The organism is Pseudomonas tumuqii (genome assembly GCF_013184545.1).
Taxonomy (GTDB): domain Bacteria; phylum Pseudomonadota; class Gammaproteobacteria; order Pseudomonadales; family Pseudomonadaceae; genus Aquipseudomonas; species Aquipseudomonas tumuqii.
This window is the reverse complement of the sequence record NZ_JAAOJA010000001.1, coordinates 101,348-117,811: the sequence shown is the minus strand read 5'-3', so window position 1 is coordinate 117,811 and position 16,464 is coordinate 101,348. Positions and strand designations below refer to the sequence as shown.

Below are 16,464 nucleotides of genomic sequence, written 5' to 3'. Positions count from 1 at the left end.
GTAACTGGGACATAGCCATAAAAAAACCCGCCGAAGCGGGTTTTTTATGGGCTCGGCTTAGCCGTTGAACACATCATCCACCGACGTCAGCGGATAGTGTTTCGGGTAGGGCAGCGTCGCCACACCGCTTTCGATGGCGGCCTTGGCCACGGCATCGCAGACTACGGTGATCAGGCGCGGGTCCATCGGCTTGGGAATGATGTACTCACGACCGAACGAAAGCGCGATGCCGCCGTAGGCATCGCAGACTTCCTGCGACACCGGCAGCTTGGCCAGGTCGCGCAAGGCCAGAGCCGCGGCGATCTTCATCTCTTCGTTGATGCGCGTGGCGCGAACGTCCAGAGCACCACGGAAGATGAACGGGAAACCCAACACGTTGTTGACCTGGTTCGGGTAATCCGAACGACCGGTGGCCATGATCACGTCGTTGCGTGCCGCATGGGCCAGTTCCGGAGCGATTTCCGGATCAGGGTTGGAGCAGGCGAACACGATCGGGTTGGCCGCCATGCGCTTGAGGTCTTCCGCCGGGAGCAGATTGGCGCCGGACAGACCGACGAACACATCAGCGCCCTCGAGAGCCTCGGACAGCGTGCGCTTGTCGGTTTCAGTGGCAAATATCGCCTTGTACTGGTTCAGATCGTCGCGACCCGCGTGGATCACACCCTTGCGGTCGATCATGTAGATGTTTTCGACCTTGGCACCCATGCTCACCAGCAGCTTCATGCAGGAGGTCGCCGCAGCGCCAGCGCCCAGGCAGACGATCTTCGCCTGCTCCAGGGTCTTGCCGGCGATTTCCAGGGCGTTGAGCATGCCGGCCGCAGTCACGATGGCGGTACCGTGCTGGTCATCGTGGAAAACCGGAATGTCGCACTGCTCGATCAACGCACGCTCGATTTCGAAGCACTCGGGCGCCTTGATGTCTTCCAGATTGATGCCACCAAAGGTGATGGAAATGCGCTTGACCGTGTCGATGAAGGCTTGCGGGCTTTCAGCGTCGACTTCGATGTCGAATACGTCGATACCGGCGAAGCGCTTGAACAGCACGCCCTTGCCTTCCATAACCGGCTTGGAAGCCAACGGACCGAGATTGCCCAGGCCGAGAATCGCGGTGCCGTCGGAAATCACCGCGACCAGATTGCCCTTACCGGTATAACGGTAAGCCAATTCAGGGTCACGGGCGATTTCGCGCACAGGCTCGGCAACACCCGGGCTGTAGGCCAGTGCCAGGTCGCGAGCAGTGGCGGTGGGCTTGGTCAGCTCGACGCTCAGCTTACCCGGACGGGGCATGGCGTGATATTCGAGAGCGGCAGTTTTCAGATCAGACATAGGGGCATTTCCGCTTTTTTGGCTGTTGAACAGGCAGGCGGCCGAGGATACGCAAGTTGTATACATCTGCACAAGACCGTTAAGCCTTACCCGGACGCACGTGACTAACGCACGACCTTGAGCCAGCTGCCAGGGGCTGGCTCACCTGCGGGATAGAGGTTATTGAGCAGGCGCAGGGTCGCCTGGGCGTCGCCCGGCAACTTGCTTTGGCTGGCCAGGGCCGCCATGCCCTGCCCGCTTTGCGCCTTGACCAGATGCAGCCGCAGAGGCTCTGCCAGACGCCGCTCGGCCGTGGTAAGCGGGCGCAAGCTCTTGATCACCTTGAGAAAGCTGTCATCGTGGGCATCCAGCGACGTGCGTCCGCGTACCGCCGCAACAAACAGATAAGCCCGCGGCCCCTGCAACAGCACCGCGACGCGCTTGGCGGCAGTGCCCGGGATGATGGCGCTGTAGCCCGACAACCCGGCCTGACGCCATTCGCTCTCAGCCTGCAGACGCTGCCCGCCGACGCGCTGACGCAGCAGTTGAGCGGCTGAGAGACGTTGCGGATTGGCCTGCTGGGTCATGGCGATAAAGGCCTGCTGATCGGCACTGTGACCGATCAGCGCATCCGGCCGGTTGACCATGCTCCAGCCTTGCGGGAACTCCAGGGTCAAGTCCAGTTCGGCATGGTAGAAGTGCTGACCCCGGCGCACACCGCTGGCGGCGGAATCGCCAAATGGCAGCCCATTCAGATGCTTGATAAAGGTCTCGCGATTGATTTCCTGCTGCCCGGTTGCCAGCGCCCGCGCCGGCCCCAGAACCTGCTGCAGACGCCGATCATTATCCGGATGGGTATCGAATACGCCGTGATAGCCGCCCGCCGGTTGCGCCTGACCACGCTTGGCTGCCTGTTCACGAGCGAAGTCTTCCTGATTTTTCAGCACCTTGACCACTTCGATCATCGCCTGTGGGTCATAGCCGCTGCGCGCCAGGTACTGGGCCCCCAAACCATCGGCCTCCAGCTCCATGTCGCGGCCATAGCCACGCACGAAGGCACTACCGAGGACACTGGTCAGGTCGGCCGCTGCACCGACCCCGGTGCCGATGGCCAGCGCCTGACCCAGAATGCCCCAGGCGCTCGACTGGCTTTGCTGCTGCACGCCGTGCCGCGCGGTGACATGGCCGACCTCGTGCCCCAATACTGCCGCCAGCTCGGCTTCCGAATTGAGATAGGCAAGTAGCCCGCGGTGAATATAGATATAGCCGCCCGGCAGGGCGAAGGCGTTGATATCCGGGCTGTCCACCACGGTGAATTGGTAATCGAGCTGGTCGCGATGACTGTGCCTGGCCACTCGCTCGCCGACCTGCTGGACATAAGCCTGCAGTTTCTCGTCGGCATAACGGGGGTATTGCTTGAGGATTTCCTGGCTGTAGCGCTGGCCGAGATCCAGTTCCTGGCGCTCACTCATCATCACGAAATTGCTGTGCCCGGTGGCGGGGTTGACTGCACAACCGGTCAGTTGCCCGAGTATCAGCAGCCCTAGCGCCAAATAACGCAGGCTCATGGCAGCACCTCCAGCATCGACTCATGGGTCACGGGCAACATCCAGCGTGCCTGTCCCGGTTTTACCCCTGCGCGGCGGGAACGGTCAATCACCCAGCCCCGGGCTTCGACCCGGCGCCCAGCCAAACTGTGCAGTCGACGGAGATCGAAACCCTCCAGTGCCTGCGGTGGCACACGCAGGACCAACGAATCCCCCAGCTCCAGCCAAACCCCACCGCGATTGCGCTCGACCCGCTCGACCCGCCCCTCGATCAGGGCAAAACCGCCGCGGCTCAGCTGTCCGGGCGCTTGTACCGGCGAGCGCCGCCAGAGGCCGACGCGCGACTGCCGTGCCAAGCGCTCGGCCGTCTGCTGGCACTCGACCAACGCCACATTGGGCGCAATCGCCACCAGATAGCCCAGCCCCTCGGCCAACAGTTGCGCTTCGAGGTTACGCCCCTTGCCGTCGTAGGCATGGGCCAGGGTGCGCCCGTAGTGATCCTTCGGCTCACGGCCAAGTTGCAAGCCGACATGCCCGTCATTGGCCGCCACCAACTCGCTCAAGCGCTTGCGCGCAGCCTCGGCCAAGGGTTCGGCACTGCGCCCCTCACGCCCGAGTTCGGGGCTGTTCACACCGATCAGCCGCACACTGCGGCCATCCTGCAGGCGCAGGGTGTCGCCATCAACGATCCGCTGAACCTTGACGCTCGGCAATGTGCCGGGGGCCGGACAGAACGCCTGAACGGATGCCAGGTAAAACACGGACATAAAAAAGGCGCCCGCCAGGGACGCCTTTTTTACTAGCGAGGAACCGCCCATCAGGGCACCCGTCGCTGCGCGCAAACTTACTGCTTGGCGCCGAACATGCCGAAACGCTGCTTGAAGCGATCAACACGGCCGCCGGTATCCAGCATTTTCTGCTTGCCGGTGTAGAACGGGTGGCATTCGTTGCACACGTCCAGGCTCATCGGCTTGCCCAGGGTGGAGCGGGTTTCGATCACGTTACCGCAGCTGCAGGTAGCAGTGAGGCCTACGTAGTTCGGATGGATATCGGCTTTCATGGTGTATTCCTCGGGGCTGACGTGCCGCCACCCGACACTATTGTCGAGTACCGCACGGAATTAGGCCGGCGATGATACCAGAGCGCCGCCACGACGCAAGCCACCGCGACACCGGCCGTCGCCAGACCCCGTGCTAAGATCGCGCCCTTCTGCCTGGAGCCCACCGCGTGCCCGACGCCATTCTGCGCATTGCTCTGCCCTCGCCGCTGCGCCGCCTGTTCGACTACCGGGCGCCGCCCGGTGTGCCGCGCAGCGCCCTGCAACCGGGCGCACGGCTGCGCGTACCCTTTGGCCGGCGCGAGCTGATCGGCATTCTGATCGAGGTAACGGATCACAGCGAGGTTCCCGCCGGCAAGCTCAAACCCGCCCTGCAGCTGCTCGATGCCCAATCGCCGCTGCCGCCCGCGCTGTTCAAGCTGTGCCTGTGGACGGCGCAGTATTATCAGCACAGCCTGGGCGACACCCTCAGCTGGGCGCTGCCGGTGCTGCTGCGTCAGGGCGAGCCGGCGGAGGTTCGCCAGGAGCGCTTCTGGCACCTGGCCGAAGGCGCCCAACTGGATGACCCGCGCCTGAGCCGCGCGCCGCGCCAGCGCGAGGCCCTGCAGACCATCGCCCAGCACCCGCACGGCGTCGCCCAGCAACTGCTTGGCCAGCTGCAACTGAACAAGGACAGCCTCGGCCTGCTGCACGAGAAGGGCCTGGTGCGCATCGAGATACGCCGGCATGCCGCCAGCGAACGCCACCTCAACTGGTTGGCCGAACCGGAACTGCCATTGAACCCGGAGCAACGCGCGGCTGCCGAAGCCATCCGCACCGGCTTCGGCCGCTTCAATGCCTTCCTCCTCGCCGGAGTGACCGGCAGCGGCAAGACCGAGGTCTACCTGCAGCTGATCCGCGAGACCCTGGAAGCCGGCAAGCAGGCCCTGGTGCTGATCCCGGAGATCAACCTCGGTCCGCAGACCCTGGCGCGCTTCGAGCGGCGTTTCAATGCGCGGATCGCCCTGCTCCACTCCGGGGTCAACGACCGCGAGCGCCTGGACGCCTGGCTGGCCGCTCGCGATGGCGAGGCCGATATCATCATCGGCACGCGCTCGGCGCTGTTCACGCCGATGCAGCGCCCCGGCCTGATCATCATCGATGAAGAACATGACGCCTCCTACAAGCAGCAAGAGGGCCTGCGCTACCACGCCCGCGACCTGGCCGTGGTGCGGGCGCACCAGGACAACATTCCGATTCTGCTCGGCTCGGCCACACCCTCCATGGAAAGCCTGCACAACGCCCACAGCGGCCGTTACGCCATGCTGCACCTGCACCAGCGCGCCGGCGGCGCCCAGCAACCGCGGTTCCTGCGCCTGGACGTGAAAAGCCGGCCACTCGACTCCGGCATCTCCGCACCCATGCAGCAGGCCATCGCCCAGACCCTGGCGGCCGGCCAGCAGGTGCTGGTGTTTCTCAACCGCCGCGGTTTCGCCCCGACCCTGCTCTGCCACGACTGTGGCTGGCTGTCGGAATGCCCGCGTTGCGACGCACGGATGACCGTGCACCAGCGCTCCGGCGAGTTGCGCTGCCACCACTGCGGGCATGTCGAACGCCAGCCGAGCAACTGCCCGACCTGCAACAACGTCGACCTGCGCCCGGTCGGTGCCGGTACCGAGCGCGCCGAAGAGCGACTGGGCATTCTCTTCCCGCAGGTTCCGGTATTGCGCGTGGACCGCGACAGCACCTCGCGCAAGGAGGCCATGACCACCCTGTTCAACACCGTGCAGCGCGGCGAGCCGTGCATTCTGGTCGGCACCCAGATGCTCGCCAAGGGCCACCACTTCCCCCGCGTGACCCTGGTGGCGATTCTCGATGCCGACGGCGGGCTGTTCTCCGCCGACTTTCGCGCCAGCGAGCGCATGGCCCAGCTGATCGTCCAGGTCGCCGGCCGCGCCGGGCGCGCCGAGGAACCCGGCAAGGTGATCATCCAGAGCCACCTGGCCGACCACCCGTTACTGGTGCAACTGACCGAACAGGGTTACTTCGCCTTCGCCGAGCAAGCCCTCAGCGAGCGCCGCAGCGCCGGCCTGCCGCCCTTCTGCCACCTGGCCCTGCTGCGCGCCGAAGCGCACAAGCCGGGGCAGGCCGAAGGTTTTCTCGACGAGGCCTGCAGTGAAGCCGAACTGTTATTGAACGAGCTCAAGCTCAGTGGCATCGAACTGCTTGGCCCGGTCCCGGCACCGATGGAACGCCGCGCCGGCCGTTACCGTGCGCAACTCCTGGTGCAAGCCAACGCCCGCGCGCCGCTGCACCGCCTGCTCGGCAGCTGGATGCTGGCGCTGGAGCAGATGCCCAGCGGTCGCGCGGTGCGCTGGTCGCTGGATGTCGACCCGATCGATTTATTCTGAAGTAGGGTGCGCGGGGCCGCCTAGGCCGTGCGCACCCTTGGCACACAGGCAGGTGGTGCGCACGGCGCACCCTACACAGCTTTTACCTGCAGCTTATGACTTGCCGCTTGAAGCTGCGCCCTCCGGGCGTCGATAATGCCCAGTTTCCCACCAGCGCCTCAGGGCACAGCCGCCTCAACGGCCGACCGAGCAGACCATGAAAGACAGCATTCGCCACCTGATCCAGCAAGCCCTGACCCGCCTGACGACCGAAGGCGTGCTGCCCGAGGGTCTGAGCCCGACGATCCAGGTGGAGAACACCAAGGACAAGAGCCACGGTGATTTCGCCAGCAATATCGCCATGATGCTGGCCAAGCCGGCCGGCTTGAAGCCGCGCGACCTGGCCGAGAAGCTGATCGCCGCGCTGCCCAGCGATGCCGACATCAGCAAGGTGGAGATCGCCGGCCCCGGCTTCCTCAACTTCTACCAGAACAGCCAGGCCCTGGCCGGTCGCCTCGACGCCCTGCTGGCCGACAGCCGGCTCGGGGTGCGCAAGGCCGGCAAGCCGCAGACCGTAGTGGTCGACCTGTCCTCGCCGAACCTGGCCAAGGAGATGCACGTCGGCCACCTGCGCTCGACCATCATCGGCGACGCCGTGGCACGGGTGCTGGAATTCCTCGGCGACAGCGTGATCCGGCAGAACCACGTCGGCGACTGGGGCACCCAGTTCGGCATGCTGCTGGCCTTTATGGAGGCCAACCCGGCCGCTGCCGAGAGCGAGCTGGCCGACCTCGAAGGCTTCTACCGCGCGGCGAAGAAATGCTTCGACGATTCCGCCGAATTTGCCGAGCGCGCCCGCGAACTGGTGGTCCAGCTGCAAGCCGGCGAGCCCGAATGCCTGCGCCTGTGGCACCGCTTCAACGAGATATCCCTGTCGCACTGCCAGCAGGCCTATGACCGTTTGGGCGTGAAGCTGACCCCGGCCGACGTCAAGGGCGAGAGCGCCTACAACGCCGAACTGCCGGGCATCATCGAGGCCCTGCGCGACAAGGGCCTGCTCAGCGAAAGCGACGGTGCCCAGTGCGTGTTCATGGACGAGTTCAAGAACGCCGAAGGCAATCCGCTGCCGGTGATCGTGCAGAAGGCCGGCGGCGGCTACCTCTACGCGACCACCGACCTGGCCGCCATGCGCTACCGCAGCCAGCAGCTCAAGGCCGACCGCGCGCTGTATTTCGTCGACCAGCGCCAGGCTCTGCACTTCCAGATGGCCTTCGAAGTGGCGCGCCGCGCCGGCTTCGTGCATGACGGCATGCAGCTCGAACACATGGGTTTCGGCACCATGAACGGCGCCGACGGCCGCCCGTTCAAGACCCGCGACGGCGGCACGGTCAAATTGATCGACCTGCTCGACGAGGCCGAAGAGCGCGCCTACAGCCTGGTCAAGGGCAAGAACCCGGATCTGGATGAAAGCGAGCTGCGCAGCATTGCCCACGCCGTCGGCATCGGCGCGGTGAAGTACGCCGACCTGTCCAAGCACCGCACCAGCGACTACAGCTTCAACTTCGAGCAGATGCTCAGCTTCGAGGGCAACACCGCGCCCTACCTGCTGTACGCCTACACCCGGGTAGCCAGCGTGTTCCGCAAACTGGGCACCAGCAGCATCGAGGGACAGATCATCCTCGCGGCCGAACAGGAGCTGGCGCTGGCCGGCAAACTGGCGCAATTCGGCGAAGTGCTGAATAACGTCGCCGACAAAGGCGTGCCGCACCTGCTCTGCGCCTACCTCTATGACCTGGCCGGGCTGTTCTCCAGTTTCTACGAGCACTGCCCGATCCTCAGCGCCGAAGACCAGGCCACCCAGCAGAGCCGTCTGCGCCTGGCCGCCCTGACCGGGCGCACGCTCAAGCAGGGCCTGGAGCTGCTCGGCCTGGAAACCCTGGAGCGCATGTAAGTGGCGGCGCGCAAGAAGCCCCCAGCCAAACGCGGCGCCAGCCGCTACAAGGCTCCGGCGAAGAAACCCGTGCCCGGCTGGATCTGGCTGGCCTGCGGCCTGGCCGTCGGCGTGTTCGTCATGCTGCTGATGAACCTGCAACCGGGTGGCGATGCGGTCAAACGCAACAAGGCTGAGACGGCGCGTGCCAGCCAGCCTAAGCCCGCTGCGCAATCGCAGGAACCGGGCAAGCCCAAGTACGATTTCTACACCCTGCTGCCCGACTCGGAAGTCATAGTGCCGCCGGATGCCCTGCCGCCACCCGCCCCCGTGCAACCAGCGGTGACCCCGGCAGAAGCGGCGAAGATCGACGCCGCCCGCGCCCTGGCCGCACTCAACGGCGAAACGCCGCCGCCCGCACCGCCGATAGCCAAGCCCGAACCTGCTGCCCAGGCGCCACTGAGTACCCAGTTTTTCCTCCAGGCCGGCTCGTTCCGGCGCAAGGACGATGCGGAAAGCGTGCGTGCGCAGATCATCCTGCTCGGCCAGAACGTGCGCGTGGAATCCGGCACGGTGCGCGAAGAAACCTGGTACCGCGTACTGGTCGGCCCCTTCGCCAACCGCGAGCAACTCGCGGTCTCGCAAAAAGCCCTGTCTGCCAACGGCTTCGGCAATCTGCTCCTGCAGCAACGGCAGAACCGCTGAGCCTCACCCCGACCGGCCCGCCAGGAGCCGGTCGACGCTTTTCCTCGGCGCGCATGCGCTGTATCGGCAATCTGCTGTTACAGCCGCGCGCCTGCCATTTGGTCGAGAATCATCGGCCTCCGGTTGAAAAGTAGCGCACGCCCCCCCATTTGAATCTGCATTGGGCATTTTCGCCCCGCTGCGTGGAGACTCCCCCTTGACCACCATCGTTTCAGTACGCCGCCACGGCAAAGTCGTCATGGGCGGCGACGGCCAGGTTTCCCTCGGCAATACCGTGATGAAAGGCAATGCGAAAAAGGTTCGCCGCCTCTATCACGGCCAGGTATTGGCCGGTTTTGCCGGCGCTACCGCGGATGCCTTCACCCTGTTCGAGCGCTTCGAAGGCAAGCTGGAAAAGCACCAGGGCCACCTGGTACGCGCCGCCGTCGAACTGGCCAAGGACTGGCGCACCGACCGCTCACTGAGCCGTCTGGAAGCCATGCTCGCCGTGGCCAACAAAGACGCCTCGCTGATCATCACCGGCAATGGCGATGTGGTGGAGCCGGAGCACGGCCTGATCGCCATGGGCTCCGGCGGCGGCTTCGCCCAGGCGGCGGCCCTGGCCTTGCTGGAGAACACCGAGCAGATGTCGGCCCACGAAATTGCGGAAAAGGCGTTGAACATTGCCGCGTCCATTTGTGTCTTTACCAATCAGAACCTGACCATTGAGGAACTGGACTCGGCCATCTGAGCCGATTTCCGTTCGGAGCCGCCTGTTATGTCCATGACGCCCCGCGAAATCGTGCACGAACTCAACCGCCACATCATTGGCCAGGACGACGCCAAGCGTGCCGTGGCCATCGCCCTGCGCAACCGCTGGCGGCGCATGCAACTACCGCTGGAGTTGCGCGCCGAAGTGACGCCGAAGAACATCCTGATGATCGGCCCGACCGGCGTCGGCAAGACCGAAATCGCCCGGCGCCTGGCCAAACTGGCGGGCGCACCCTTCATCAAGGTCGAGGCGACCAAATTCACCGAAGTCGGCTACGTCGGCCGCGATGTCGAGTCGATCATTCGCGATCTGGCCGATGCCGCGGTGAAAATGCTCCGCGAGCAGGAGATGGTCAAAGTCCGTCACCGCGCCGAGGACGCCGCCGAAGAACGCATCCTCGATGCCCTGCTGCCGCCACCGCGTGCCGGTTTCAACGAAGACCCGGCGCCGAGCAGCGACTCCAACACCCGCCAGCTGTTCCGCAAGCGCCTGCGCGAAGGTCAGCTGGATGACAAGGATATCGACATCGAGGTGGCCGACAGCCCGGCCGGCATCGAGATCATGACCCCGCCCGGCATGGAAGAGATGACCAGCCAGTTGCAGAGCCTGTTCTCCAACATGGGCAAGGGCAAGAAGAAGAGCCGCACGCTCAAGGTCAAGGAAGCGCTGAAACTGGTGCGCGACGAAGAGGCCGCGCGCCTGGTCAACGAGGAAGAGCTGAAAGCCCGCGCCCTGGAAGCCGTGGAGCAGAACGGCATCGTCTTCATCGACGAGATCGACAAGGTCGCCAAGCGTGGCAATGTCGGTGGCGCCGACGTCTCCCGCGAAGGCGTGCAGCGCGACCTGCTGCCGCTGATCGAAGGCTGCACGGTCAACACCAAGCTGGGCATGGTCAAGACCGACCACATCCTGTTCATCGCCTCCGGCGCCTTCCACCTGAGCAAACCGAGCGACCTGGTGCCGGAACTGCAAGGCCGCCTGCCGATCCGCGTCGAACTCAAGGCGCTGTCGCCGGAAGATTTCGAGCGCATCCTCACCGAACCGCATGCCTCGCTGACCGAGCAGTACATTGCCCTGCTCAACACCGAGGGCCTGCGCATCGAGTTCGCCGCAGACGGTATCAAGCGGCTCGCCGAGATCGCCTGGCAGGTCAACGAGAAGACCGAGAATATCGGTGCGCGCCGCCTGCATACCCTGCTCGAGCGCCTGCTCGAAGAGGTGTCCTTCAGCGCCGGCGACCTGGCGGCCCAGCATGACGAGAAGCCGATCCGTATCGATGCCGACTACGTCAACGGCCACCTCGGCGAACTGGCCCAGGACGAAGACCTCTCGCGCTATATTCTTTAAACGCAGCCTGTAGGAGCGAGGGGGACGCCTAGTCCTTGCTCGCGATTTACCATGATCGCGAGCAAGCTCACTCCTACACCAACCCCTTGCGGAACCCGTCATGCACATTCCCAGCGCAGTCAAACTGCACAAGGCATCGCGAACCCTGGAGCTGCAGTACGGCAGCGACAGCTACAGCCTGACCGCCGAGTTCCTCCGCGTGCACTCGCCCTCGGCGGAAGTGCAAGGCCATGGCAAGCCGATCCTGCAGACCGGCAAGCTGCACGTCGCCCTGAGCAGCGTCGAGCCGGCCGGCAATTACGCCCTGAAACTGTGTTTCGACGATGGCCACGACAGCGGGCTGTTCAGCTGGGATTACCTCTACCAACTGGCCACTGATAAGGATCGTTTATGGGCCGACTACCTGGCCGCGCTCGCGGCTGCCGGAAAATCCCGCGACCCCGACGAGTTCGTGGTCAAGCTGATGCTCTAGCCCAACCGGCGAGCCAGAGCCTGTCCAGCTGTTCCAGCCGCCTGCAGCGGGCGGTCGGCCCCACGCTCAAGCCCTTCTCTCACCGAGGTTAGAGCGCACTTTCTAATCTATCTCGGCATACTCAGCGCGCACTTGCCCGTATCGCGGCAAGCTTGCGCAAATCAACAAACTCGGGTAACCAAGGAACTGGCAGGTTCCCTGCATCTGGCCAAGCCAGGTGCATAGATTGAGAAGCGGATCAGTTCCGCCCCCGGTAACCCGAGCAATACCCGGCCCTAGTCCCGTGTCGCCTTGCACAGCAACACGCCGGTATTCGTCTCAGGACAATGGAGCGTCGTAGATGTCTGAAAAAAGCAATGATGATCTGAAATACCAAGCTTCAGAGAACACTCTCGGCCTGAACCCGATCGTCGGCATCCAGAGCAAGGACCTGCTAACGTCAGCCCGCACGGTGCTCACCCAGGCTATCCGGCAGCCGTTTCACAGCGCCAAACACGTTGCTCATTTCGGCGTGGAACTGAAGAACGTCCTGCTTGGCAAGTCCGAGCTGCAGCCCGAGAGTGGCGACCGCCGCTTTGCCGATCCGGCCTGGAGCCAGAATCCGCTGTACAAGCGCTATCTACAGACCTATCTGGCCTGGCGCAAGGAACTGCATGACTGGGTCGAACACAGCAACATGTCGGAGCAGGACGCCAACCGCGGCCACTTCCTCGTCAACCTGATGACCGACACCATGGCGCCAAGCAACAGCATGGCCAACCCCGCGGCGGTCAAGCGCTTCTTCGAGACCGGCGGCAAGAGCCTGCTCGACGGCCTTTCGCACCTGGCCAAGGACATTGTCAATAACGGCGGCATGCCCAGCCAGGTCGACATGAAGGCCTTCGAGGTCGGCAAGAGCCTGGCCACCACAGAAGGCACGGTGGTGTTCCGCAATAGCGTGCTGGAGCTGATCCAGTACCGGCCGACCACCGAACAGGTGCACGAGCGCCCGCTATTGGTGGTGCCGCCGCAGATCAACAAGTTCTACGTGTTCGACCTGTCGCCAGAGAAGAGCCTGGCGCGCTTCCTGTTGCGCAGCGGCGTGCAGACCTTCGTGGTCAGTTGGCGCAACCCGACCAAGGCGCAACGCGAGTGGGGCCTGTCGAGCTATATCGAAGCGCTCAAGGAAGCTATCGAGGCGGTCATCGCGATCACCGGCAGCCAAGACATCAACATGCTCGGCGCCTGCTCCGGCGGCATGACCACCGCCTCGCTGCTCGGCCACTATGCGGCGCTTGGCGAGCACAAGGTACACGCCCTGACCCTGCTGGTCAGCGTGCTGGACAACAAGCTGGACACCCAGGTCGCCCTGTTCGCCGACGAGAAGACCCTGGAGATGGCCAAGCGCCGCTCCTACCAGGCCGGCGTCATCGAAGGCAGCGACATGGCCAAGGTGTTCGCCTGGATGCGCCCCAACGACCTGATCTGGAACTACTGGGTCAACAACTACCTGCTCGGCAACGAACCGCCGGTGTTCGACATCCTCTACTGGAACAACGACACCACGCGCCTGCCCGCCGCGCTGCACGGCGAATTCATCGACATGTTCAAGGCCAATCCGCTGATCCGTCCCGGCGCCCTGGAAGTCTGTGGCACGCCGATCGACCTCAAGCAGGTCACCTGCGACGTGTTCTGCCTCGCCGGCACCACCGACCACATCACCCCCTGGGAGGCCTGCTACAAGTCGGCCCATCTGTTTGGCGGCAAGTGCGAGTTCGTCCTGTCCAACAGCGGCCATATCCAGAGCATCCTCAACCCGCCGGGAAACCCCAAGGCTCGCTACATGACCAACGCGGAACTGCCGCGCGAACCGAAAGACTGGCAGGCAGGCTCGACCAAGCACACCGACTCCTGGTGGCTGTACTGGCAGAAGTGGCTGACCGAGCGCTCCGGTCCCAGCAAGAAAGCACCGAGCAAACTGGGCAACAAACAGTTCCCGCCTGGCGAGCCAGCACCTGGAACCTACGTACACGAACGGTGATCGACTGCGCCCTGCGCACCACTGCCCGCGGCACCTGGAAGTGCCGCTCGCCCAACCGGCAGATTTGCCGAGCGGGCGATCAGGTTTGTTCTGGGAGTGACCGGGACGGTCTCACCCAGTGTTTTCATTCATAGGGCCTGCGCGCATGTCGTTACCTTTTGTATTTCGCACCATCGACCTGGATGGCCAAACCATCCGTACCGCCGTTCGTCCCGGCAGTGGAAAGATGGCGCCTTTGCTGATTTTCAATGGCATCGGCGCCAACCTGGAACTGGTCATGCCCTTCGTTCTGGCGCTCGACAGCGATCTCGAAGTAATTGCCTTCGACGTGCCCGGTGTCGGTGGCTCCTCGACCCCCCGCACCCCGTTCCGCTTCCCCGGACTGGCCAAACTGGCAGCGCGCATGCTGGATTACCTGAACTACGGCCAGGTCAATGTGATCGGCGTGTCCTGGGGCGGCGCCCTGGCGCAACAGTTCGCCCATGACTACCCGGAACGCTGCAAGAAGCTGGTGCTGGCGGCCACCTCGGCCGGGGCGGTGATGGTGCCGGGCAAGCCCAAGGTACTCTGGCGCATGGCCAGTCCACGGCGCTATGTGCAGCCGTCCTATGGCGTGCAGATCGCTCCGGACATCTACGGCGGTGCTTTCCGCCGCGACCCCAAGCTGGCCCTGGCCCATGCCAGCAAGGTGCGCTCGGGCGGCAAGATGGGCTATTACTGGCAGCTGTTCGCCGGCCTCGGCTGGACCAGCATCCACTGGCTGCACAAGATCCGCCAACCGACCCTGGTGCTGGCCGGCGACGACGATCCATTGATCCCGCTGATCAACATGCGCCTGCTGGCCTGGCGCATTCCGAATGCCGATCTGCATGTAATCGACGATGGCCACCTGTTCCTGGTGACCCGCGCCGGAGTCGTGGCGCCGATCATCATGAAATTCCTCGCCGAAGAACGCCAACGCGCCGTGATGCACCCCCAGCCCACACCTGCCCGCCAGAATTGATCCACGCCGAGAAGCGCTGAAAACCTCTCGCCCACTGCATCCCGCACCGAGGAGGCACGAGCAGTGTCCGCCCGCCCCATCCTGGTGCGGACCGCGGGGTCTGGCACTTGATTGCTCAAGCTGTCACATGTCGGGGAACAACCTGCGCTAGTCTAGGGGGCGAACCCGCAGCCTCTTGGTACAAGCCTTGCTGTACTGCTCCCTGATCACGGATAGTTTTGGAGTGTCGCCTCATGCGCAAACAACCCCCGACACGCAGCCTTCCGGCCCCGGCCGGCTCGATGAATGCCCAGAGCGCCGTTGCTGGCCTGCGCGCCAGAGACATGCTTTCCACCCTGCGCGGCCTGGCCGTGCAGGGCTTGCGCCAACCGGTTCACAGCGCCCGACACGTACTGGCCCTGGGCGGGCAACTGGGTCGAGTACTGCTCGGCGACACGCCGTACCAGATCAACCCGAAGGATTCGCGCTTTGCCGATCCGACCTGGAAACTCAATCCGTTTTACCGGCGCAGCCTGCAGGCCTACCTGGCCTGGCAAAATCAGCTGAGCCACTGGATCGAGGAAAGCGACATGAGTGCCGACGACCGCACTCGCGCGCGCTTCGTCGTCAGCATCCTCGGCGATGCCCTGTCCCCCTCCAATACCCTGCTCAACCCATTGGCGCTCAAGGAACTGTTCAACACTGGCGGCAGCAGCGTATTCAAAGGCCTGGGCCACCTGCTCGACGACCTGCTGCACAACGATGGTCTGCCCAGCCAGGTCAACAAGCGAGCCTTCGAAGTCGGCCGCAGTCTGGCCGCCACACCCGGCGCGGTGGTGTTTCGCAATGAACTGCTGGAGCTGATCCAGTACAAGCCGATGAGCGAGAAGCAATACCTGCGCCCCCTGCTGATCGTGCCGCCACAGATCAACAAGTACTACATCTTCGACCTGTCGCCGGACAAGAGCTTCGTCCAGTACGCCCTGAAAAACGGCCTGCAGGTATTCGTGGTGAGCTGGCGTAACCCGACCAAGGCGCACCGCGAGTGGGGCCTGTCGAGCTATGTGCAGGCGGTCGAGGAAGCCATCGATGTCTGTCGGGCGATCACCGCCAGCAAGGACGTCAACCTGCTGGGCGCCTGCGCCGGCGGTCTGACCATCGCCGCCCTGCAGGGGCATCTGCAAGCCAAGCGGCAGCTGCGCAAAGTCGCCAGCGCCACCTATCTGGTCAGCCTGCTGGACAGTCAGCTCGACAGCCCGGCCATGCTCTTCGCCGACGAGAAAACCCTGGAAGCGGCCAAGCGCCGCTCCTACCAGCAGGGCGTACTGGACGGCCGCGACATGGCCAGGGTGTTCGCCTGGATGCGCCCCAACGACCTGATCTGGAACTACTGGATCAACAACTACCTGCTCGGCAAGCAGCCGCCGGCCTTCGACATTCTCTACTGGAACAACGACAACACCCGCCTGCCGGCCGCCCTGCATGGCGACCTGATCGACTTCTTCAAACACAACCCGTTGATCCGTGCCGGCGGCCTGGAAATCTGCGGCACCCCGGTCGACCTGCAAAAGGTCACGGTCGACAGCTTCAACGTCGCCGGGATCAACGATCACATCACCCCCTGGGACGCGGTCTACCGCTCGAGTCTGCTGGTCGGTGGCAGCAAGCGCTTCATTTTGTCCAACAGCGGGCACATCCAGAGCATTCTCAACCCGCCGGGCAACCCCAAGGCCAACTACCTCGAGAGCAGCAAGCTCAGCGGCGACCCGCGCGCCTGGTACCATGACGCGCAGAAGCACGACGGCAGCTGGTGGCCGCAGTGGCTGAGCTGGATCCAGGAGCACGCCGGCGAGCAACGCGAGACCCAGGTAGCCCTGGGCAACCCGCATTACCCGGCGATGGAAGCGGCACCCGGCACCTATGTGCATGTGCGCTAGCAGAACCGCTTCCACACGCTAGCGAGCACTGGCCGAAGCCAC

General features: G+C 64.2%; 13 protein-coding genes. 9 read left to right on the top strand and 4 right to left on the bottom strand.

Features of this window, described 5'->3' with window-relative positions; translation table 11 throughout:
* Positions 1 to 57 precede the first annotated feature (57 nt).
* From G9C89_RS00555 to rpmE, 4 genes are all read right to left on the bottom strand, one after another.
* Positions 58 to 1,326, bottom strand: coding sequence for a malic enzyme-like NAD(P)-binding protein (locus G9C89_RS00555; RefSeq protein WP_172143413.1), 1,269 nt, complete (start codon positions 1,324 to 1,326; stop codon positions 58 to 60).
* A gap of 104 nt (positions 1,327 to 1,430) precedes the next feature.
* The gene (locus G9C89_RS00550; RefSeq protein ID WP_172143412.1) at positions 1,431 to 2,873 is read right to left on the bottom strand and encodes a M48 family metalloprotease; all 1,443 of its coding nucleotides are present in this window, start codon (positions 2,871 to 2,873) and stop codon (positions 1,431 to 1,433) included.
* The gene (locus G9C89_RS00545) at positions 2,870 to 3,670 is read right to left on the bottom strand and encodes a thermonuclease family protein (protein ID WP_172143411.1); all 801 of its coding nucleotides are present in this window, start codon (positions 3,668 to 3,670) and stop codon (positions 2,870 to 2,872) included. The genes G9C89_RS00550 and G9C89_RS00545 overlap by 4 nt, the downstream gene beginning before the upstream one ends.
* A 26-nt stretch (positions 3,671 to 3,696) precedes the next feature.
* On the bottom strand, positions 3,697 to 3,912 hold the full coding sequence (gene rpmE, locus G9C89_RS00540) for a 50S ribosomal protein L31 (RefSeq protein ID WP_172143410.1): 216 nt from the start codon (positions 3,910 to 3,912) through the stop codon (positions 3,697 to 3,699).
* A 167-nt stretch (positions 3,913 to 4,079) separates the two neighbouring features.
* Between rpmE and G9C89_RS00535 the strand changes: the two genes are divergently transcribed.
* The 9 genes from G9C89_RS00535 to phaC (G9C89_RS00495) all read left to right on the top strand — a co-directional run bounded on the left by G9C89_RS00535 (position 4,080) and on the right by phaC (G9C89_RS00495) (position 16,422).
* Positions 4,080 to 6,299 (top strand): primosomal protein N', encoded by a 2,220-nt coding sequence (locus G9C89_RS00535; protein WP_172143409.1) that lies wholly within the window; start codon positions 4,080 to 4,082, stop codon positions 6,297 to 6,299.
* Between the two features lie 196 nt (positions 6,300 to 6,495).
* Positions 6,496 to 8,229, top strand: a complete 1,734-nt coding sequence (argS, locus tag G9C89_RS00530; RefSeq protein WP_172143408.1) for an arginine--tRNA ligase — start codon at positions 6,496 to 6,498, stop codon at positions 8,227 to 8,229.
* Positions 8,230 to 8,913, top strand: coding sequence for an SPOR domain-containing protein (locus G9C89_RS00525; protein WP_172143407.1), 684 nt, complete (start codon positions 8,230 to 8,232; stop codon positions 8,911 to 8,913). It begins immediately after the preceding gene.
* Between the two features lie 196 nt (positions 8,914 to 9,109).
* Positions 9,110 to 9,643 carry an ATP-dependent protease subunit HslV gene (gene hslV / locus G9C89_RS00520; RefSeq protein ID WP_090501097.1) on the top strand — a complete coding sequence of 178 codons (534 nt, stop codon included), beginning with the start codon at positions 9,110 to 9,112 and terminating at the stop codon, positions 9,641 to 9,643.
* 27 nt (positions 9,644 to 9,670) lie between these two features.
* Positions 9,671 to 11,011 (top strand): ATP-dependent protease ATPase subunit HslU, encoded by a 1,341-nt coding sequence (gene hslU / locus G9C89_RS00515; protein ID WP_172143406.1) that lies wholly within the window; start codon positions 9,671 to 9,673, stop codon positions 11,009 to 11,011.
* 100 nt (positions 11,012 to 11,111) lie between these two features.
* Complete coding sequence (locus G9C89_RS00510) at positions 11,112 to 11,483, top strand: gamma-butyrobetaine hydroxylase-like domain-containing protein (protein WP_172143405.1); 372 nt, start codon at positions 11,112 to 11,114, stop codon at positions 11,481 to 11,483.
* A 340-nt stretch (positions 11,484 to 11,823) separates the two neighbouring features.
* A complete protein-coding gene (gene phaC, locus G9C89_RS00505) occupies positions 11,824 to 13,503 on the top strand; it encodes a class II poly(R)-hydroxyalkanoic acid synthase (protein WP_172143404.1) in 1,680 nt (559 codons plus the stop codon).
* 145 nt (positions 13,504 to 13,648) lie between these two features.
* Positions 13,649 to 14,506, top strand: coding sequence for a poly(3-hydroxyalkanoate) depolymerase (gene phaZ, locus G9C89_RS00500; RefSeq protein ID WP_172143403.1), 858 nt, complete (start codon positions 13,649 to 13,651; stop codon positions 14,504 to 14,506).
* A 233-nt stretch (positions 14,507 to 14,739) separates the two neighbouring features.
* Positions 14,740 to 16,422: a class II poly(R)-hydroxyalkanoic acid synthase gene (phaC, locus tag G9C89_RS00495; protein WP_172143402.1), complete on the top strand. Its 1,683-nt coding sequence runs from the start codon at positions 14,740 to 14,742 to the stop codon at positions 16,420 to 16,422.
* Positions 16,423 to 16,464 lie beyond the last annotated feature (42 nt).